We start from the raw sequence: 18,337 nt of genomic DNA, 5'->3' as shown, positions 1-18,337 counted from the left end.
TTCAGCTCAGATATGCGACACCTGAGAGTTGCTCCGACTTCGACCACAGGGCTGCTGCTGCCGCGGGGTCGGAGGCTACCGCGGCGAACGGCTGCCCGAGTGCATCCGGGGCGGTCTTCGAGCCGGTCGGACCCCAGAACAGTGCGGGGGTGGCATCTGCGTGCAGGGCCGCGGTCAGAATTCCGATGTCGGCTGGCTCGGGGTCGCGGCCGATGGCCCGCGCGATGACACTGGTGAGGACCCGTGTTGCTGCGGACGGGTAGGTCGCGTGGAGGGGTGTGCGTGCCATGCCGGGGTGCGCGGCGAAGCTCCTCGTCGTGCTGCCACGGGCGGCGAGACGTCGCTCCAGCTCGACGGCGAAGATCACGTTCGCCAGTTTCGAGCGACTGTAGGCCCGTCCGGGCGAGTAGGCGCTGCGGTTCGAGAGATCGTCGAGGTCGAGCTTTGCTCCCGTATAGAGCGCGGAAGACACCGTGACGATCCGAGACGCCGGCCCTACGGCGAGGGCTGGGAGCAGATGCCCCGCGAGGGCGAAGTGACCAAGGTGGTTGGTCGCGAACTGGCTCTCGATGCCGTGGTGGTCGTGGCGGAGGGGGACACTGCTGATCCCGGCGTTGAGCACGAGCAGATCGAGGGCCGAGTCCCCCACGGCGGAGGCGAATTCGCGGACCGAGTGCGGGTCGATGAGATCGAGTGGCGCGACGGTCAGACGGCCGGCCGGCAGGTTCAGCTCCTCGACCAGGTGGTCCCGCACACGCTCGGCCCGAACTGTGTCGCGGGCTCCGATCACGACTTCGGCGCCGAGACGAATGAGCGCCTGAGTGGTGACAAGGCCCAGCCCGCTCGACCCGCCTGTCACGACTGCGCGCCGTCCAGCGAGATCAGGTGCGAAGGCGAGGGGGTTGGTCAGACGGGTGCGGGCCGGATGCGTGAGCGGGGTCATATTCGGAGCGTAAAGTGTGACGTCAGCGTTAAGGTCAAGAGCCAGGGAGAGCACCATGCGAATCGGTGAACTGAGCAGCAAGACAGGTGCGACCCCTCGCGCCCTGCGGTACTACGAGGAGCAGGGCCTCCTCACCGCGGAGCGCCAGTCGAACGGCTACCGCGAGTACGCGCCGAACGCCGTCGCGGTGGTCGAGACCATCCGCTCGCTCCTCGATATCGGGATGCCCTCTTCACTGGTGAAAGACATCCTGCCCTGCACCGTCGGGGAGCGGTCAGAAGCGGCATGCCCAGACCTCTTGCGCCAGGTCGCCACCTTGAGAGACGACGTGCGCACGCGCGCCGCTCGCTTCGACAAGATCGACGCTTCGCTGACCTCGTATCTCACCGCAAACGCCTAACCTGCCCGCCCAGCGCAACCGACGCAGCGAACAGAGACAAGGCCGGCCGTTAGCCGATGGCTATTGGACACCTACAGCTGCTCGTTGTCGACATTGCCGTCGATGGGTTCACATGCGGGTGGACACGGGTGGACCTCGACGACCTGACTTTGTTGACGCAACCATCCACACGGCTGGAGGAACGCACCAGCCGTAGGTCCGAAAGTGGCCTCGGGCTCGCAATCGTTTCGAGCATTGTCGATGCTCACAAGGCAGAACTCATCATGACGGCGCGCCCGCGTGGCGGACTCATCACGCAAGTGGTCTTTGCTGCGGCCAACTCGACCGCCCCGCCTCCCTCGAGTACGACTCGATAAGGATCCCACCGAGACCGCTCGGTGATGCTTTGGTCAGAGCGCGTAGTCGTACTGCTCGACGAATCGGGGCCGCTCGCCCGTCGACGCCGCGGCCGCATTGACCCACGAGGGGTCTCTGAGCAGCGCGCGCCCCAGGAAGATCGCATCGACGGTTTCGTCGCCGATCAGTTCCGCCGCCCAGTGGGGGTCGGTGATTCGCCCGACCGCCGCGACGGGGGCGTCGATCTCGGCGCGGACACGCGCCGCGTACCGGGTCTGGTAATCGCGGTTTCGCGGGATTGGGACGGGCTCCAGTCCGCCGCTGGAGCAGTCGATCAGATCGATGCCGTGCTCGAGTGCGAGTCGAGAGAACCGGACGGTCTCATCGACGGTCCACCCCGCTCGATCAACCGAGGGGTCTTCCTCGATCCAGTCGGTTGTCGAGACGCGGAGGAACACGGGCAGCTCGTCCGGCCACACTTCGCGCACCGCATCGATGACCTCTAGCGGGAACCGAACGCGGTTCTCAAATGACCCGCCGTAGTTGTCGGCGCGCTTGTTCGACGCTGGCGACAGGAAGGAGTGGAGCAGATAACCGTGGGCGGCGTGGACTTCGACGACCTCGAAGCCGGCGTCGAGGGCTCGACGCGCTGAGTCGGTGAAGGCTCGGATGACATCGCGGATGTCGTCTTCGCTCATTTCGGCGGGAGGCAGGTAGCCGGGGTAGGCGTCGCCGCTTGGTGAGATTGTCGGCCAACCGTTCCGTTCTGCGGTCATCGGCTCGCCGCCGAGCCAAGGCTTGTCGACCGAGGCCTTTCGGCCAGCGTGAGCGAGCTGCACGCCGGGGATTGACCCTGCAGCAGTGATCGAGCGGGCGAGCCGTGCGAAGGCGTTGCTCTGGTGGTCGTTCCACAGTCCGAGGTCGTAGGGGGAGATCCGGCCGTCGGGTCGGACACCCGTCGCCTCGATCATGACGAGCCCCGCGCCGCCCGCCGCACGGGCCGTGTAGTGCGCGAGATGAAAGTCGGTGGGGCTGCCTGTTGCGGGGCCGGTCGCGTCGGCCGAGTACATGCACATCGGGGACATCCAGAGCCGGTTGGGGATTTCGAGGGTGCGGAGTTTCAGGGGCGTGAAGGGGGTGGTCATGCCGTGCTTTCTGGGTCGTGCGGGAAGAGGTGGCGGGTTTACCAGTTCTGGCGGGTGGGAGAGATCACCAGGTCATTGATGGTGACGTTCTCGGGCTGGTCGAGTGCGTAGACCACGGCCCGCGCGACATCGTCGGGGCTGATCGCGATCTCGTTGAGGGTTTGGGCGGCCTTCCGCCCTTCGGGGTCGGTGACCTTGTCGGCCCAACCCGTGTTGATCACTCCGGGGCTGACGGTGTTGACACGGATGTTGTGGTTGACGCCGAGATCTTTGCGCATCGATTCGGTGGCCGCCTGGATGAAGAACTTCGTGGCACTGTAGACACCTGCTGCGGCATCTACCTGATGGCCGGCGACCGAATCCATGTTGAGGATCTGGCCGGAGCCTTGGGCGCGCATGGTCGGGAGAACTGCGGCTATGCCGTTGAGGTATCCCTTGATGTTGACGTCGATCATTTTGTTCCAGTCGGCGACGGCGAGATCACTCCAGTAGGAGAACAGCATGAGGCCGGCGTTGTTGATGAGGACGTCGATCGTGCCGTGGGTAGATGCGGTCTGTTCCGCGACGGCGCGCAGCGCGTCGAGGTCGGTGACGTCGACGACGTGCCCCGTTGCGGTGCCGCCGCTCTGAGTGATGGAGTTCACGACGTCGTCGAGGCGTTCTTGGTTCTGCCCGAGGGCGACGATGGTGGCGCCGCGTTCAGCGAGGGCGCGGGCGCTTGCCGCGCCGATGCCGGCTGAGGCGCCGGTGATGAGAACGATTTTGCCGTCAAGGTGGTTCATGGGGTGTTTCTCTTCCGGAAAGTGAGGGGCCGGCGCCCGTGATGTGTGCGCCGGCCGGATGGGGCAGTGCCGCTTTAGGCGGGGAGGGTGGTGTTGACGATGAAGTTGATCTCCAACAACTGGCCAGGGAAGAACAACGCTGCGACGCCGACGGTCGTGCTGGTGGGGCGGTGGTCGCCGAAGTAGGCGAGGTGCTCGGCGGCGACGGTTGCGGCGTTCGCGGGCAGATCGACCACGAAGACACCGTCTTGGACGATCTGGTTGCGGGTGATGCCGTAGTGGGCGAGAACCTTGTCGAGGTTCGCCCACACCTGCGCGAACTGGCCGGAGAGGTCGTCGGCGTGGAGGAATTCGCCGTGCTCGTCATGGGAAAGCTGGCCGGAGATGTAGATGGTGTCGCCCACCTTGATGGCCTGGGCGAATCCGAATTCTTTTTCGCCGGTGACGTCGTGGCTGAAGCTGTCGATGGTGGTCATGATGTGCCTTTCTGGCTGCGATGGAAGGAGTTGGTGGAACGAATTCAGGGGCGAGCTGCCGCGAGTTGGGCAACTACCTGGTCGACTGGCTGGTCGCCGTCGGTGAGCTCGACGATCTGGCGGCTCAGGGCGGGTTCATGCAGGGTGGCGGCGATGAACGCGGCGACGTTATCGCGGGACACCGAGCCGTACTCGACGGCGGGGCCAGCCGTCACGAGACCGATACCCAAGTCGTCACGGAGCAGGCCCGGGCGGACGATGACCCAGTCCAGGTCGGTGCGGGTCAGGTAGACGTCGGCGGTCTTCTTCACCCGCATGTAGTGCTCGAAGTCGTCTCCGAGCTCTCCGCCGCGTTCGGATTCGGGGAACGCGGAGACGAGGATGAAGCGGCGCGCGCCCGCTTGGCGAGCGGCGGCGGCGGCTTTCTCCAACCCTTTCCCGTCGATGAGGGTGGTTTTGTCCCGGCCGGTCCCGTGGGCTCCCGCCGAGAAGACCACGGCGTCATGGCCATTCATGAGGTTTGCGAGCTCGTCGACCGACGTGTCGATGAGGTCGCCGCTCACCGGTGTGGCACCCGCCTCTCTGATCGCGTCTGCCTGGTCGGGGGCGCGATGCATGCCGCTGACCGTGTCGCCCCGGCTCGTGAGCAGCTGGGTGAGCCTCCTACCGACATTGCCGCCGGCGCCGATCTGGAAAATCTTCATGGGAACCCCTTCTGTCTGGACGTTCGTGTTGTCACTACTCAACAGCGTCTGCGGCCCGAAAACGGGTTCGAGCAGGGTCTGTGCTGCCTAGGTCTCAGAGGACTACCTTCGCTTCCGGGATCGCCCCGGCCGGCGAGAGAATAGGAAGATGACACGGAACAGCGAACTCGGCGATTTCCTCCGGTCTTCGCGCGCACGCATTACCCCGGCAGAGGTCGGGATCGACGACAACGGACGCGACGATGCCGTTCCTTCAGCGCGACGCGTCGCTGGGCTCCGTCGCGAGGAAGTCGCCCGCCTGGCAGGTGTCAGCGCCGACTACTACGCCAAGCTCGAGCAGGGCCGCACAAAACAGCCCTCGACGTCGGTTCTTTCCGCGATCGCGTCCGCTCTTCGTCTCAACGACACCGAGCGGGACTACCTCCTCGCCCTGGTGCAACCACATCCGGTCGCCATCCGGGTCGCCGATAGCGCGCCACAGCGTGTGCGACCGGGTGCGCGGCGACTTCTCGAAAACCTCGACCGCTCCCCCGCTTTCATCATGGGGCGTGGAACCGCGATCCTCGCGATGAACAATCTCGCGAAGGCACTGTTCTTCGATCTCGACGATCGCCCGCCGGCGTATCGCAACCTCGCAGTGTGGACGTTCCTCGACCCGGATGCGCGGCACCGGTACGTCGACTGGCAAGCCGTCGCCGCCGACAATGCGGCTCTTCTACGCCGGGACGCAGCCTCATCGCCGGACGATCCCGAGCTCGCCTCGATCGTCGGCCTCTTGTCCGTGAAGAGTGAGGAATTCAGGAGAGTGTGGAGCGAGCACCACGTGTTCGAATGCACATACGGACGGAAGATGTTCGCCCACCCTGTGGCGGGTCGGCTTGATTTGGATTACGAGACCCTTGAGCTGCCCGGAAGCCCCGGCCAAACGCTCCACGTCTACAGCGCTGCAGCCGGATCGCCGTCGGACAACGCTCTGAGGATTCTCGACCAGTGGACGGCAGAAGATGCATCGCTCTCGACGATCGAGCAGTTTCCGCCGACATACAGCGGTTAACGCCGGCCCGTTCATTTCGCGGGCCGCGGATCGTTGAGACCACGCCCACGCTGATCGCTACGGACGCCAAGGCGTCAGCGCAATCGTGGGGAATGCTTCCATGAACGCAGCCGGGTCTCCGACGGCAGAAGGATGCGAGAGAAGGTCGTCAATCTCTGGCGGTAAATCTGTGCGTGTGATGGTCGCCGTCGGCGTGCCGTTTGCGAGATCGACCCAGCCCTGCATCGATCGTGTGTCAGGCCCCACGAGATCGAACGTGCCACTCGGCCCACCGTTTCGACACGCCGACACGATGGCAGCAACAACGTCATCGATATGAATGGGTCGAAATAGTTGCGTTCCATCTCCGGGGATAGGTACGGGTTGGCCAGCTTCAGCGCCTCGCACCATGTGGTCAAAGGGTTGCGGGTTATCGCGCCCGCCGACAATCGCACTGATACGGAATATCGTCGAAGAGGCTTCGGATAGAACGTCCTCTGCCAGACCTTTAGCGCGCTCGTACCAGTTGTCAGAACTGCGGTCAGCGCCTAACTGAGAGAGGTACACGATCGGCGTACCAGGTTGCACCGTTTGCACGACGATCCGAGTCGTTGCAACCGTGCCCTCCAGATAGTCCTCGAAGCTAGGAGCCCCAAAGTTGCTGGCCAAGTGGACGACGATGTCCGCTCCTGCCAGCGCTTCGCGTGCAGCGTCTGAAGCAGTCCAGTCTTCGATCACCGTCGAGGCCTGGACACCGGTGTTGTGACGCACAAGCGCCGTAGCCGCCCCTCCGAGTGCCGAGAGAAGAACTCGCCCGGAACGACTGTTTGCACCGGTAACTACAATCCGCGAACCATTCGTATGCTGTGTCATCATGTGACGCAGCATACATCTTTTGTTAGAATAGACAATGTGGATGACATTGAACGCCTCGGGCTGCTCACCAAAGCCGTTTCCCGGGAGGCCGACCGGAGACAGAGTGAGCTTCTTCGCCCTCTTGGTATTACTCCCAGCCAGGCCGAAGTGCTTCAGTTACTCGCACTCCAAGGCCCACTGTCACTCGGTGAACTCGGCAATCTGGTCCTGTTTGAAGGCGGTCATCCCAGCAGACTTGTCGACCGGCTGGTCTCGGCAGGCCTGCTTGAACGCACGGAGAATCACGCGGACCGGCGGAGGATCGACATCACCTGCACAGCTCGAGGCCGGGAACTTGCACATCAGGCAACGCTTGCAAAAGCTGAATTCAGAACGTGGGTCCATGCGCAACTCAGGGGCGCCGACATCAGCGAAACGATTCGCGTCCTCGGCGCGTTGATCGCAGGCACGGGAATGGAGCAGACCGTCGCCGCCCGTTCGTTGCACTCCCTGGCCGAAAACCCGCACCCTCCAGGGGAATGATTCGGCACTCGAACTCGCCCCATTGACGTCGTCGATTCCGGCCCCTCCGGCACCGCTCCGTTCTATGCGAATTTCTTCTTGATGCCGTCCTCCCAGATCGTGCGAACAATGCTGGGACGCCCTTCTACCGATCGAACGTATAAAGTCTTGCGGATGTGCTCAGTGCTCGTGGATTCGTTCAGCATGATGGCGCCGAGGTCTTGCCGGGAGACGAACTGACCGACCATGGGGGTGAGTGATACTTCGTATGCCCCGGCCGTGTCCGCGTTGAACAGAGCAGGCGGTCGCAAAATGGTCCAGTCGAGGTCACTGGCCTGGATGATCTCTTCCATGCGCACCATGTCTTCGTACATCGTGCGACCAAGTCGATGCACGAGCGGGCCGATGAGATACCGGCCCACGATGCGGCTCACGAACTTTTCGACCGGGAAACCGTTTGGATCAACCGCCGACGAGGTGACGGCGATGAGACGACGCACGTTGGCCTGCTGCATTGCGTCGACGATGCACTCTGCGCTTCGCGAATAGAGCGAAATCGGTTTCTTGCTATAGGGAACCCCTAAAGCAGACAGGACAACGTCGGCACCGTCTACAGCCCGCATCACGTCGGTCGGGATTGTGGCATCACCGCGGAAAATTGTCAGGCGTTCGTGACGCTGCGAAAACTGTTCAGGATGGCGAGTGACGGCGGTGACGTCATGCCCGGCAGCAAGGGCTTGAGCGACAGCGGCTGCACCTGACCCTCCGTTCGCGCCAAAAACGGTCAGCCTGAGAGCGCCCCGTTGGTCAGACTCCGGAAGTCGGCCTTCTGCGTTCATCATCGCGACATCGGGCCGAGGGCCATCAGACAGTGCACGGGGTTATACCTTTCGTCGCCTCGGGAGCGCCGAGGTCTTCCAATAAACAGTTTCCTGTTACTGAGAGTAGACGTAACACGGTGCGAAGATGACTAGATGTGGCAACAAGAAGGTCTCGACCTCGACGACATCATCACGTGGAACCTTGTTCGCGCTGCGCGATTAACAGGTCGACGCCTCGAAAGCAGGCTCGTTCAACACGGTTTGAATCCAGTGACTTTCGGCATTCTCGCGTACCTCTCCGCGTCATCTCCAATAACCCAAGCCGATCTGGCTCGAACTGTACTGATTCGACCACAAAGCATTGCCGCGGTTCTCGATGTTCTAGAGGATCGAGAGCTTGTTCGCAGAGTTGGCTCTCGAAGTCGTGGGCGTCGGAACCCGATTGAACTTACCGAAAGTGGTAGGACACTCTTGGAAAGCGCTTGGCCCGCGGTGAGAACAACGAATGAGTTGGGTGACCTCGGCCTCAGCGCTGAAGAAAGCCATCGCCTCAATGAAATTCTTGTCAAGTTGCTTCGCGCTAGCGACGGTGAACCCGAATCTCCATCACCAGCGGACCTTGCCGCATTCTGAGACGGCTCAAGTTTTCCGTGCTGTAATGGAACGGCTAAACGTTAACTGTTAGCCGCGGGTACAGTGATGCGAAAGCGTCGGGTTACTGATCCCCCACCACACGTTAAGGATGCGCGCTCAGAGGGGCTCTGCGCTGAATTATTAGTTGGCCGTTAGCCCAAACCATGTCCAGATGAGGTGGTCTGGCTGCGAGACGGGCGGCATTATTCTTGAGCGTCGCTGAGGAGTTCTTTCAGCCCCAGGTTCCCAACAGTAAGAACTTCGAACTCGAGCTTTGCGCCTGTTGCGTTGTCGTGCAGCTCAATAATGCGGGCAGTCCCACTGTGGCTACGCGTCACGGACAAGGCATCGCGATCGATGTGCGCGACGAGGTGAAGATCCTTCCAACCGCCCACGAGACCAGTCTTCGTGCGTCCGAGAACATACAACCGCGTTTCAGAGAGCGCGAGCACGATCGACGGATAGCTGCCGTTCGCTTCGGTGCCGACGCGCCGACCGATCATCGCCCCGCCCATTCCCCAGGCGGCGGGGTTATCGCCACCGAGTCCAGTGCCAACCGCAGCACCGAGGACGCCGGCTTTGGTAGACCCGCGCGGCATCACGACGGCGACATCGATGATCTCGTCGTTCCCCACAGCTTCTTGAGCTCCAGCGCGCGCTTTATCTTCTCTGCTCATATCGTTCTCCCCAAGGTTGCTACCGCGACCCGGGGCTCCGGGAGCACTCTGAGCTTACGGGCGTGAATGTAGATCGGTCGAGGAATTCTTCGCTCACCAAAGGGCCGCATTTTGCGTCACCCAATTTGGGCACAGCTCTGTTGTAAAACATCCGTTCACCGCTACGGTTTGCGCTATAGGGCACCATTCGGAATCTCGGGGTAGGGGAAAGAATGTTGAAAGACGGTTCACGCACGGGGTGGGGCGTTACCGCCGCTCTTGTTGCAGCACTGATTGTGATCTTCGGAGTCGCGCAGCCGGCATCCGCTCTCGAACCAGATCCCGCGCGCAACGGTGATGCGTCGCTGACGGTCAACAAGCCGCGCGCGACCGCTGATTTCACCGTGTTCCGGGTTGCGAGCCAGGCGAATCCCGCCTCTCCCGACCTCACAACGAACGCGGGGTGGGTCGAAGTCGCTGATCTGGAGGCGCAGGTCGGCAGCAATCCCAACCAGGCTGCACTGACCGGGGCCGGTTACACCACGACGGAAGTTGCCGCCACCACATCGAACGGTTCCTCGGAAGTGTTCGACAACCTGGACTTCGGGTTGTACTACGTCGTCGAATCGACGCCTGCTGACGGATACGACCCAGCCCTCCCGTTCCTCGTGACCGTCCCGGTCACCGACCAAGCGGGGGGCACCGATTCGTGGATTTATGACGTGGCCGTGAGCCCGAAGAACCGATCCATCACAACCAAACGCGTCGCCGATGTCGACGTCGCCCACAGTGATCTGACAGCCTCTCCCACTGGGCCGGCCGAGGCAGGAGACCTCCTCACCTGGACCATCGTCGGAAACGTCGAAGAAGGAACGGTCAGTCAGTACGAAGTGACTGACGACCTTGACCCCCGACTGCGATACCTCGACGCACGCGTTTATCTCACAGACCCCGGGACTCCTTTCGTGGAGAACACGGATTACACCATCGCCGCCACCCCATCAACACAGGGAACGTCGGTCGACGTCGTATTCACGGCGGCCGGCCTTGCTCGGCTCACCGCGTCAGACCGCGACGCTGACACCGTGGTCGTGGAGATCGACACGACGGTGGTGCTGAACGGCCGTGGATCGATCGAAAACGGCGCCGTCATCACCGAGAGCGGCGGCCTCGTCACCCAGATCCCCACAATCTCGACCAAGTGGGGCGGCGTGACGGTGACAAAGACCTCGCCGACAGGAACGGCGCTGGCTGGTGGAACGTTCGAGGTGTATTCGTCTCACTCGAACGACTTCTCTACGGCGGCGACCACAGGCCTCACGGGGACGACCGACAGCACGGGCAAGACCACGATCGGCGGCCTACGCTTCTCCGACTTCGCAAACGGCGACTCCGTAAATCCGGGTAACCCGGCCTATCAGTACTACTGGCTGGTCGAGACGGTGGCGCCCACGGGCTACGAGCTTCTGCCCGATGCGGTCCCATTCCAAATCACCGGGGCAAGCGCCAACGCCGATTTCCTGGTTCAAACGGCCATCGAGAACGTCCCCCGCAACGGCGGGTTCCTCCTGCCACTGACCGGTGGAGATGCGTGGTTCCTCGCGATCTACGTGCTGGGCGGCGCGTTGCTCCTCGGGGCAGTTCTGATGCTCGTGCGGCATCGTCGACTGAGCGTCTGACGCAGTGCATCATCCCGCACGTGTGCTGCGAGACCTGAGCTGAACGCCCATGCCTCTGGATACGACTGCGGAAACACCGACACCGGTGGCACGCCGACGCGTGCCACCGGTCGTCGTCATGATTCTCTTGGCGCTGTTCGGCGGCTTTATCGTGTCGCTGCCGGGAGCCGCGGCATGGTTCTCCGCGGTCAATCGGTCGCACGACGTAGCGACTTACACGGAGAACGTTCAAGGTCTCTCCGAGCAAGAACGCGCCGACGTTCTGCGCGACGCACGCGATTACAACGATCAACTCACCTACAGCCCCCTCAGCGACCCGTTCGTGCCGGCACCTGACACTGAACTACTCACCGACCCGGACGAGCGGCGCCTCTACGAGCAGCAACTCTCGGTCGAGCCTGGGGAACCAATGGGGCGCCTTCGCATCCCGTCGATCGACGTCGATCTCCCGATCTTTCACGGAACGGATGACGCCACGCTCCAGCGTGGCGTCGGTCACCTTCTCGGTTCGTCATTGCCCGTCGGGGGCCCTGGCAGCCACGCCGTGATGACAGCGCATACCGCCCTGGCGCAAACCGTCCTGTTCGACGAGCTGGATCGTCTCACTGAGGGCGACACGTTCACCATCGAAACGTTCGGCGAAGAACTCCTCTACCGAGTAGATCGGGTCTCCGTTGTCACCCCCAACGACATCGACTCACTCAAACAAATCCCCGGTCGTGATCTTGTCACCCTCGTCACGTGCACACCGAAGCTGATCAACAGCCATCGCCTTCTCGTGCGGGCTGAGCACGTGTCTACCCGCACCCTGGACGATCAGGTCACCGGTCCGCTTTCCGCGCCGCCGTCACAGGCAGGTTTTCCGTGGTGGATCGTCGTAGCGCTCGGACCGGCCGCACTCATCGGCGCCAGCATAATGTGGAAGCCGCGCCGCAGGAGTATTCCGCCAACGGTCCTTACCTAATCCGTGTACCTCGAATAGGGTCAATGCAACGCGTTCCGACAACCGGGACCGCCGTCAGGGGCAGACACATGGAAAATACAGGTTCGGCATGGGTGCGGTTTTGGAACAAGGGGACCTGGTGGAAAGCACTGCTTTTCATCGCAGCGTATTGGGGTGTCTATCAGCTGCTCGGTTTGGCGATCTCGTCGATCGCCGGTGATCTCGTCGATCGCGAGAACATTCTCGGCACACCCCTGAGCGTGTTCTTCGGGATGGCCCTGCCTATCCTCTTCGCGGGAGCCCTCCTGATCGTTTTCGCCCGATCCGTTGGTTGGTTCGGCGCGTTATTCGAACGCCAACCGGTCCGGGGTCGGGGCTGGATGTGGGTGGCAGTCATCCTCATCCTCATCCCCATCGTCATCCGCCTGGCCGCGACGCAATGGTCCGCGTGGTCCGTCGCCCTCGTGCTCTCAATCCTGTTCCTCGGGCTCTGCATCGGCTTCACCGAAGAACTCGCGACCCGCGGAATCGTCGTGCAAATGCTCCGCCAGGGCGGATCACATGAACGAGTCGTCTTCGTTCTCTCATCCTTCTACTTCGCGTTGCTGCATGCCGGCAACCTGATCAGCGGGCAGGCGCCCATTGTCGTCGCGGTCACGGTCGTATACGCGTTCGGCTTCGGCGCCATGATGTACCTCTCCCTGCGCGTGACCGGCCGACTGATCTGGGCGATGCTGCTGCACGCGGCCACCGACCCGACGACCATCCTCGCGACCGGGGGCATCGATGCACACTCCAGCACCATGGGCGGATCCGCTGGGCTACTCGGTATCGCCGGACTGTTCAGCCTTGTCTACGTCTTCCTCGCACTCATCGCGATCTTCCTCATCAAGGACCGCCTTCCCGGGTCTCGCCGCCAGTCGATGGCCGAGACCACCGCATAACAACCGCGATCCGCAGCTGGCCCATCCGTTCAAGAAAGCGGCCGGGCGAAGAAGTTGAGCGACGAACCTTCGGCACCGAGCGTTTCACGCCCATCCCGTCCGGTCAGGGATCCGCTACCGGACACTACGTGAACGGGACAGATGCAGGGGAGTCGGGCCCCACATCGATGATTGCGACCTTGCGCCCGAGGAGTTGGCCGACGATCTGCTCCAGCGTCCGGATGTTGCGAAGCCGTCCCAAGTCGTCTCGCCCAAGCACGAATATGCGTTCGTCCTCGCTGGTGACAGGCAGCGTTCGAATCGCCCCTTCGTAGCCGGCGAGAGCGAACGCGCCCTCTACAGCGGTGCGCTGGCCTACGTTGAACACCCTCCGATGGTAATACCGCGGGGCTGCCCCGACAGCACGCCCGAGATGAACAGTTGCACGAGACCAGAAGCGTCGTACCGCGCATCGTTTGCAGCACCGATGCACAGATTCCCGATGCCCTTGAGAACGTTGTAGGCATCGATGGGCGGAGCGGAACCCGCGGCTTGGAGCGCTGCTTCGAGAAGCTCGCCGCACACTGGGACGAGACGGCCAACGAAGTAGGCATGAAGAGCGTCGGAGCCGGCGCTGTCTCCCTGCAGCGCACCAGCGAGCCCATGTTTAGTGACGAGGAACTCTACAAAGAGGGCCACCCATGCCCGCAGGGCCTCTTCGGGCGTCGGGCGCTCGGCGAGGAGCCGCGGGCCGGCATCCGCACACGCCTCAACTTGATGCCGATAGACCGCCACCACAAGCTCTGAGCGCGTCGGGAAATGACGGTAGATCGTTCCCACACCAACGCCGGCCTTCGCTGCAATCTCACGCACCGGCGCCTCGACACCAGAGGTCACGAACACTGCTGCCGCAGCGTCGAGGAGTGCTTGCTGGCTTCGACGAGGGCGGCCAACGTGCTGGGTCTGCGCAGAATGCGAGTGGTCGCTGTGTATCTCTGGCATATGCCCATCTTCTCTATCTTCGTAGCGCAAACTTGCATTTCGGAACCGGGTTCCATAACGTTACGGAACAACGCTCCGATAACCAGTATTGCAGAGCGCACTTCGAAAGGGAATTGCTATGACCTCGCTTCTCACTGACGCTCTAGACGACATCATCGGAACGGGCGCGCCGGTGGTCTCCATCGCCCCCGTCACCCTGTCAGCGCCCGATCGGGCCGTCCCGCTCGAGGTGCGTGTATCCGCGCCGGCGACCGGCACGAACCTCCCGGTGGTGCTGTTCTCGCATGGCAATGGCTGGAACCTTGACGGCTATGCTCCGCTCACCGCGTTCTGGGCCTCGCGAGGATTTGTCGTGATTCAGCCCACGCACCTCGACTCGCGCCGAAACGGCTTCGGGTTCGACTCTCCGGTGTTTCCGACGATCTGGACCGAGCGGATCGCAGATCTCACACGCATCCTCGACCAGCTCGACACCGTCGAGGGTGCCATCCCAGGGCTTGCTGGACGCATCGACCGCAGCCGGATCGCTGCTACCGGTCACTCCTGGGGCGGACAAACGGCACAGTCGCTCCTGGGCGCGCGGATCTTCACCGAAGCAGGCCAGGTCGGCGAAGACCTGTCCGATAGCCGTGTCACTGCGGGCATCTTGTTGGCCGCTACAGGTATCGGCGGCGATGACCTTCACCCGTTCGCGAAGGCTAATTTTCCGTTCATGCGTCCCTCTTTCCAGGAGCTCACGACACCCACACTCGTCATCGCGGGCGACCACGACCAGTCCAAGATGTCTAGCCGCGGACCCGACTGGTTCACCGACGCGTACACGTACAGCCCCGGTGCCACCGACCTCCTCACCTTCTCTGGCGCAGAACACGCCCTTGGCGGGATCGTCGGCTACGAAGTGGCCGAGACCACCGACGAGAACCCTGAGCGGGTCGCCGTCATCCAGCGGATGAGTACCGCCTACCTTCAGTCTGCTCTGCATGTCGACGACAACAGCTGGCCCGCAGCCCGCGCGGCTTTCGACAGCAGCGGCGAGCCGATTGGTCGCGCCGACAGCAAGTAATACGCGGGATCACACACCCCGCCACATGAGAGTAACTACTGGCGGGTGAGCGGGTTCGAGCCGGACGTCCGGGTGTTTCACGCTCCGGGCGTCCAGTGAAGTCCAACGTCCGAGGATCCTTCGTATGATGGGTACCTTCTGCACAGCGACCCGACAGGATTGAGACTATGCCAGAAGGCAAACGATCAGTGAAGCGCGCGCGGCTAAGGCGACCTGTGGAGAAACTGATCCGGGACGTCATCGATCCGGAAAACCTCCACCCCGCACTCATCCCGGGTATCGGAGTCGAAAAGACTTCGACCACCTTCCGCACGAACCGGCTCGTTCTGGCTCTCGCCGGCACCTTTATCATTGCGGTTATTGTCTGGGCGTTCATATCCCCCGCGTCGATTGCCAGCGTTGGAGCCTCCGCGCTCGACTGGGTCACCATCAACTTCGGCTGGCTGTTCGGGATGCTCACCATCGCAGTGACTCTCTTCATGCTGGTCGTGGGCTACGGCCGCACCGGCGGGATCCGGCTCGGCGCCGACGACGAGGCTCCCGAATTCTCGATGGTCTCGTGGATCGCGATGCTGTTCTCCGCCGGCATCGGCATCGGCCTGCTGTTCTACGGGCCGATGGAACCGTTGACGTACTTCCTGGCGCCACCCCACGGCTTCGACGTCGACCCGGCGAGCGTGGATGCCATGCACACCGCTCTTGCTCAGACCGTGCTGCACTGGGGGCCTATGGCCTGGGCCTACTACGCCCTCGTCGGCGGGGCAATCGCCTACGCCTCCTACCGTCGCGGCCGCCCTCCACTGATCTCAGCTATCTTCACGCCGGTGTTCTCGGAACGCACCCAGGGCATCTTCGGCCCCGTCATCGACATTTTCGCGATCATCGTCACCCTCTTCGGTACGGCCGTCTCCCTCGGCATCGGCGCTCTGCAGATCGCGTCCGGCGTACAAGTAGTGACGGGTGCCGGCGAGCTCGGCAACGGATTCATTATCGGGGCGATCGCCATCCTCACCGCCCTGTTCATCATCTCCGCCGTCTCGGGCGTGAAACGGGGCATCCGCATCCTGTCGAACATCAACATGGTCGTCGCCGGGCTCCTGGGCCTCTTCGTATTGATCGCTGGACCCACCCTGCTGTTGGCGAACCTTATCCCAGCCTCAACGGTCACGTTCTTCTCCGAACTCGGCACCATGCTGATGCGCAACAACTCCATGGGAGCCGACACACAGGAGTTCATGCAGGCGTGGACGACGTACTACTGGGCGTGGTGGGTGTCGTGGACCCCCTTCGTCGGCATGTTCATCGCCAAGATCTCACGCGGCCGCACCCTGCGCCAATACGTAACCGTCATCATCGTGGTGCCGTCGGCCGTGTGCATGATCTGGTTCGGGATCTTCGGGGGCACGAGTATGTGGATGGAATCGCAAGGCATTGCCATCAGCGAAGCCGGATCGCCAGAGGCCATGCTTTTCGCCGTGCTGCAGCAACTCCCCCTCGGCACGATCACGAGTGTCATCGCACTGCTATCGATCGTCATCTTCTTCATCACGTCAGCCGATTCGGCATCCATCGTGATGGGGTCGATGAGCCAGCGGGGCAAGCCCGAGCCATCTCGCGGAGTGACCATCTTCTGGGGTCTCATGCTCGGGCTCGTGGCCGCATCGCTCATTCTCGCGGGCGGGCAAGACGCGCTCTCGGGGTTGCAAGCCATCATGGTGGTCACGGCGCTCCCCTTCGCCTTCGTCGTGATGGGGATCATGATCACGTGGGCGAAGGAACTGCGCACCGACCCCTACATGCTGCGCCGCCGTTACGCCAAGATCGCCATCGCCCAGGGCGTGCGCGCCGGAATCGAAGAACACGGCGACGACTTCGTCTTCGGTTCCAGCCAGGTCGCATCCGAACAGGGCGCCGGCGCCTGGCTCGATTCCGACGATCCGGCACTCAGCGAGTGGTACACAGACACCACAGCCACCACGCCGCCCACCGACCCGCCCCCCTCCCCCGACAAGGCGCCGTAATCGAAACACGCGACAAGCCTGAGTGGCCGAAGTCGCGAGTGCGACGAAGTGCCTGCACATAATGCCGGTCATTCCAGCTTGGAGATGCTCGCCTCGAACGCGGCACGCACCCTGGCCGCTTCGGGTTGCCGCGACTGCGTGCGCTCGTAGGCAGCTAGGAACTGACGAACTTCTGTGGCGAGGGCAGCTCGTGTGTCGCCATGCGCTGCGCCCGCAAGCCTGTGCGCGAGACGCACGATGGCTTCCACGACAGCGGGGTGCTCGGTTCCATATGTGCGTGCGGCGAGGAAGACGTCGTGGACGAGCTCGGATGGATCCGGCCACGGGATGAGAACACGGATGGAGCCGTCCGTGTCACGTAGTGGACCTCGCGCATGTCCTCGCTCGCAGATATGTGAAAGTGCGTCCCCGATGAAATCGAATGCGCTGACAGCGGTGTAGGGATCGTTGGTCCCGGACGCCAATCCGCGGACCCCTGTCTCGATGAGCTGCTGGAGGGCGAACCGCGCGTCTTGATGCGGTGTCCGTTGACGCCCGACGACAACACATTTGGATGCATCCTTATCGTCAACCTCGTGGCTCTGTGCGCCGTGCCTGATAATCACGGTGTCACCGGCGCGCACATATTCACCAGGCGCCGACACCACCTCATAAATAGACGCGTCTTTGTGCGCTGCGTCGCGCAGTCCGTCGAGGTCGAGGTAGGCAACATAGCCGGATTCGGCGGCGGCGATCGGCGCGCCTCCTGTCGCACGCAGCAGCTCGGCCTTCTCGCGGTCGGCGCGCGTATCGTCGGCGTCGGGATAGACGAGTTCGATAACGGCGCGCAATTCTTCGAGCGCTCGGCTCTGCAGCGTCGATACCTGCACGGATGTGGCGATGTGGTGGATGAAGTAGACGAGAACGGCCACATCGGCGACCGCGAAGACGAGGGCAGCGCTGATGGACAGCGTCGGCACGAAAGCCGCGGATGCATCATCCTCTGTTCGCACGGCGCGCAGCACCGTGAGTGCATACAGGAACGTGGCCGTCAGCACGGACAGGACGATCTGGTTGCCGCGATCCGCCATGAAGTTGCGGACCAGGCGTGGACCGTAGGCGGATGAGGTTGTTGCCAGAACCGAAATTGTGATGGAGAAAGACGTGGCAGCGACCCCCAGCATGGTTCCGCCGATTGTTGTGAGGATGGCGCGGCCACCCGTTGCCGACAGGTCAGCGAGAACAGGAAGGTGAGTTATGCCCGCCCCTATGAGCAGCACATCGGCTTCGATGAGGAGCAGGGCGAGAATGATTGCGCCCACACCGAAGATCGTGGGAAGAAACCAGAACGATTCGCGGGCGCGAAGAAGCAGGGAACGCATGATCGACAGTAACGCAGCCCGCTGCGCTCTCTGGGATGT

General features: G+C 62.8%; 20 protein-coding genes. 9 read left to right on the top strand and 11 right to left on the bottom strand.

The window, feature by feature from the left end:
* Position 1 precedes the first annotated feature (1 nt).
* Entirely contained in the window at positions 2 to 943 is a 942-nt protein-coding gene (locus ACZ6IE_RS00580; RefSeq protein WP_464606214.1) for an SDR family NAD(P)-dependent oxidoreductase, read from the bottom strand.
* Between the two features lie 55 nt (positions 944 to 998).
* On the opposite strand from ACZ6IE_RS00580, the gene ACZ6IE_RS00575 reads away from it, so the two are divergent.
* A complete protein-coding gene (locus tag ACZ6IE_RS00575) occupies positions 999 to 1,343 on the top strand; it encodes a MerR family transcriptional regulator (RefSeq protein WP_464606212.1) in 345 nt (114 codons plus the stop codon).
* 389 nt (positions 1,344 to 1,732) lie between these two features.
* Here the strand turns inward: ACZ6IE_RS00575 and ACZ6IE_RS00570 are convergent, their stop codons facing one another.
* The 4 genes from ACZ6IE_RS00570 to ACZ6IE_RS00555 form a co-directional block, all read right to left on the bottom strand.
* Complete coding sequence (locus ACZ6IE_RS00570) at positions 1,733 to 2,824, bottom strand: NADH:flavin oxidoreductase/NADH oxidase (protein WP_464606210.1); 1,092 nt, start codon at positions 2,822 to 2,824, stop codon at positions 1,733 to 1,735.
* Between the two features lie 38 nt (positions 2,825 to 2,862).
* Entirely contained in the window at positions 2,863 to 3,606 is a 744-nt protein-coding gene (locus tag ACZ6IE_RS00565) for an SDR family oxidoreductase (protein WP_464606208.1), read from the bottom strand.
* 74 nt (positions 3,607 to 3,680) lie between these two features.
* Entirely contained in the window at positions 3,681 to 4,082 is a 402-nt protein-coding gene (locus ACZ6IE_RS00560) for a RidA family protein (RefSeq protein ID WP_464606206.1), read from the bottom strand.
* Between the two features lie 44 nt (positions 4,083 to 4,126).
* Positions 4,127 to 4,786, bottom strand: coding sequence for an NAD(P)-binding oxidoreductase (locus ACZ6IE_RS00555; protein ID WP_464606204.1), 660 nt, complete (start codon positions 4,784 to 4,786; stop codon positions 4,127 to 4,129).
* 148 nt (positions 4,787 to 4,934) lie between these two features.
* Here ACZ6IE_RS00555 and ACZ6IE_RS00550 point away from each other — a divergent pair, with 148 nt between their 5' ends.
* Entirely contained in the window at positions 4,935 to 5,840 is a 906-nt protein-coding gene (locus tag ACZ6IE_RS00550) for a helix-turn-helix transcriptional regulator (protein ID WP_464606202.1), read from the top strand.
* A 57-nt stretch (positions 5,841 to 5,897) separates the two neighbouring features.
* Here the strand turns inward: ACZ6IE_RS00550 and ACZ6IE_RS00545 are convergent, their stop codons facing one another.
* Complete coding sequence (locus tag ACZ6IE_RS00545) at positions 5,898 to 6,695, bottom strand: NAD-dependent epimerase/dehydratase family protein (protein ID WP_464606200.1); 798 nt, start codon at positions 6,693 to 6,695, stop codon at positions 5,898 to 5,900.
* Positions 6,696 to 6,731: 36 nt separating this feature from the next.
* On the opposite strand from ACZ6IE_RS00545, the gene ACZ6IE_RS00540 reads away from it, so the two are divergent.
* Positions 6,732 to 7,217 carry a MarR family winged helix-turn-helix transcriptional regulator gene (locus ACZ6IE_RS00540; protein ID WP_464606198.1) on the top strand — a complete coding sequence of 162 codons (486 nt, stop codon included), beginning with the start codon at positions 6,732 to 6,734 and terminating at the stop codon, positions 7,215 to 7,217.
* A 62-nt stretch (positions 7,218 to 7,279) separates the two neighbouring features.
* Here ACZ6IE_RS00540 and ACZ6IE_RS00535 read toward each other — a convergent pair whose 3' ends face one another.
* Positions 7,280 to 8,038, bottom strand: a complete 759-nt coding sequence (locus tag ACZ6IE_RS00535; protein ID WP_464606196.1) for an NAD(P)-dependent oxidoreductase — start codon at positions 8,036 to 8,038, stop codon at positions 7,280 to 7,282.
* 132 nt (positions 8,039 to 8,170) lie between these two features.
* Here ACZ6IE_RS00535 and ACZ6IE_RS00530 point away from each other — a divergent pair, with 132 nt between their 5' ends.
* Complete coding sequence (locus ACZ6IE_RS00530; RefSeq protein ID WP_464606194.1) at positions 8,171 to 8,650, top strand: MarR family winged helix-turn-helix transcriptional regulator; 480 nt, start codon at positions 8,171 to 8,173, stop codon at positions 8,648 to 8,650.
* Positions 8,651 to 8,853: 203 nt separating this feature from the next.
* Here the strand turns inward: ACZ6IE_RS00530 and ACZ6IE_RS00525 are convergent, their stop codons facing one another.
* Positions 8,854 to 9,327 carry a hypothetical protein gene (locus ACZ6IE_RS00525; RefSeq protein WP_464606192.1) on the bottom strand — a complete coding sequence of 158 codons (474 nt, stop codon included), beginning with the start codon at positions 9,325 to 9,327 and terminating at the stop codon, positions 8,854 to 8,856.
* A gap of 212 nt (positions 9,328 to 9,539) precedes the next feature.
* On the opposite strand from ACZ6IE_RS00525, the gene ACZ6IE_RS00520 reads away from it, so the two are divergent.
* The 3 genes from ACZ6IE_RS00520 to ACZ6IE_RS00510 all read left to right on the top strand — a co-directional run bounded on the left by ACZ6IE_RS00520 (position 9,540) and on the right by ACZ6IE_RS00510 (position 12,872).
* On the top strand, positions 9,540 to 10,985 hold the full coding sequence (locus ACZ6IE_RS00520) for a SpaH/EbpB family LPXTG-anchored major pilin (protein WP_464606190.1): 1,446 nt from the start codon (positions 9,540 to 9,542) through the stop codon (positions 10,983 to 10,985).
* 49 nt (positions 10,986 to 11,034) lie between these two features.
* On the top strand, positions 11,035 to 11,949 hold the full coding sequence (locus ACZ6IE_RS00515) for a class C sortase (RefSeq protein ID WP_464606188.1): 915 nt from the start codon (positions 11,035 to 11,037) through the stop codon (positions 11,947 to 11,949).
* A 68-nt stretch (positions 11,950 to 12,017) separates the two neighbouring features.
* Complete coding sequence (locus tag ACZ6IE_RS00510; protein WP_464606186.1) at positions 12,018 to 12,872, top strand: CPBP family intramembrane glutamic endopeptidase; 855 nt, start codon at positions 12,018 to 12,020, stop codon at positions 12,870 to 12,872.
* 124 nt (positions 12,873 to 12,996) lie between these two features.
* Here ACZ6IE_RS00510 and ACZ6IE_RS00505 read toward each other — a convergent pair whose 3' ends face one another.
* Both ACZ6IE_RS00505 and ACZ6IE_RS00500 read right to left on the bottom strand, forming a co-directional pair.
* Entirely contained in the window at positions 12,997 to 13,239 is a 243-nt protein-coding gene (locus tag ACZ6IE_RS00505) for a hypothetical protein (protein WP_464606184.1), read from the bottom strand.
* Complete coding sequence (locus tag ACZ6IE_RS00500; protein WP_464608565.1) at positions 13,227 to 13,844, bottom strand: TetR/AcrR family transcriptional regulator; 618 nt, start codon at positions 13,842 to 13,844, stop codon at positions 13,227 to 13,229. Before ACZ6IE_RS00500 ends, ACZ6IE_RS00505 begins: the two co-directional genes overlap by 13 nt.
* Before the next feature lie 127 nt (positions 13,845 to 13,971).
* Between ACZ6IE_RS00500 and ACZ6IE_RS00495 the strand changes: the two genes are divergently transcribed.
* Both ACZ6IE_RS00495 and ACZ6IE_RS00490 read left to right on the top strand, forming a co-directional pair.
* Entirely contained in the window at positions 13,972 to 14,916 is a 945-nt protein-coding gene (locus ACZ6IE_RS00495; RefSeq protein WP_464606182.1) for an alpha/beta hydrolase family protein, read from the top strand.
* A gap of 215 nt (positions 14,917 to 15,131) precedes the next feature.
* Positions 15,132 to 16,937, top strand: coding sequence for a BCCT family transporter (locus tag ACZ6IE_RS00490; RefSeq protein ID WP_464606180.1), 1,806 nt, complete (start codon positions 15,132 to 15,134; stop codon positions 16,935 to 16,937).
* A 68-nt stretch (positions 16,938 to 17,005) separates the two neighbouring features.
* On the opposite strand, the gene ACZ6IE_RS00485 is transcribed toward ACZ6IE_RS00490, so the two are convergent.
* Entirely contained in the window at positions 17,006 to 18,298 is a 1,293-nt protein-coding gene (locus ACZ6IE_RS00485; RefSeq protein ID WP_464606178.1) for a DUF2254 domain-containing protein, read from the bottom strand.
* Positions 18,299 to 18,337: the final 39 nt, after the last annotated feature.

The sequence above is a fragment of the Okibacterium sp. AC114 genome (genome assembly GCF_979253355.1).
This window is presented reverse-complemented; position numbering and strand designations above follow the sequence as displayed.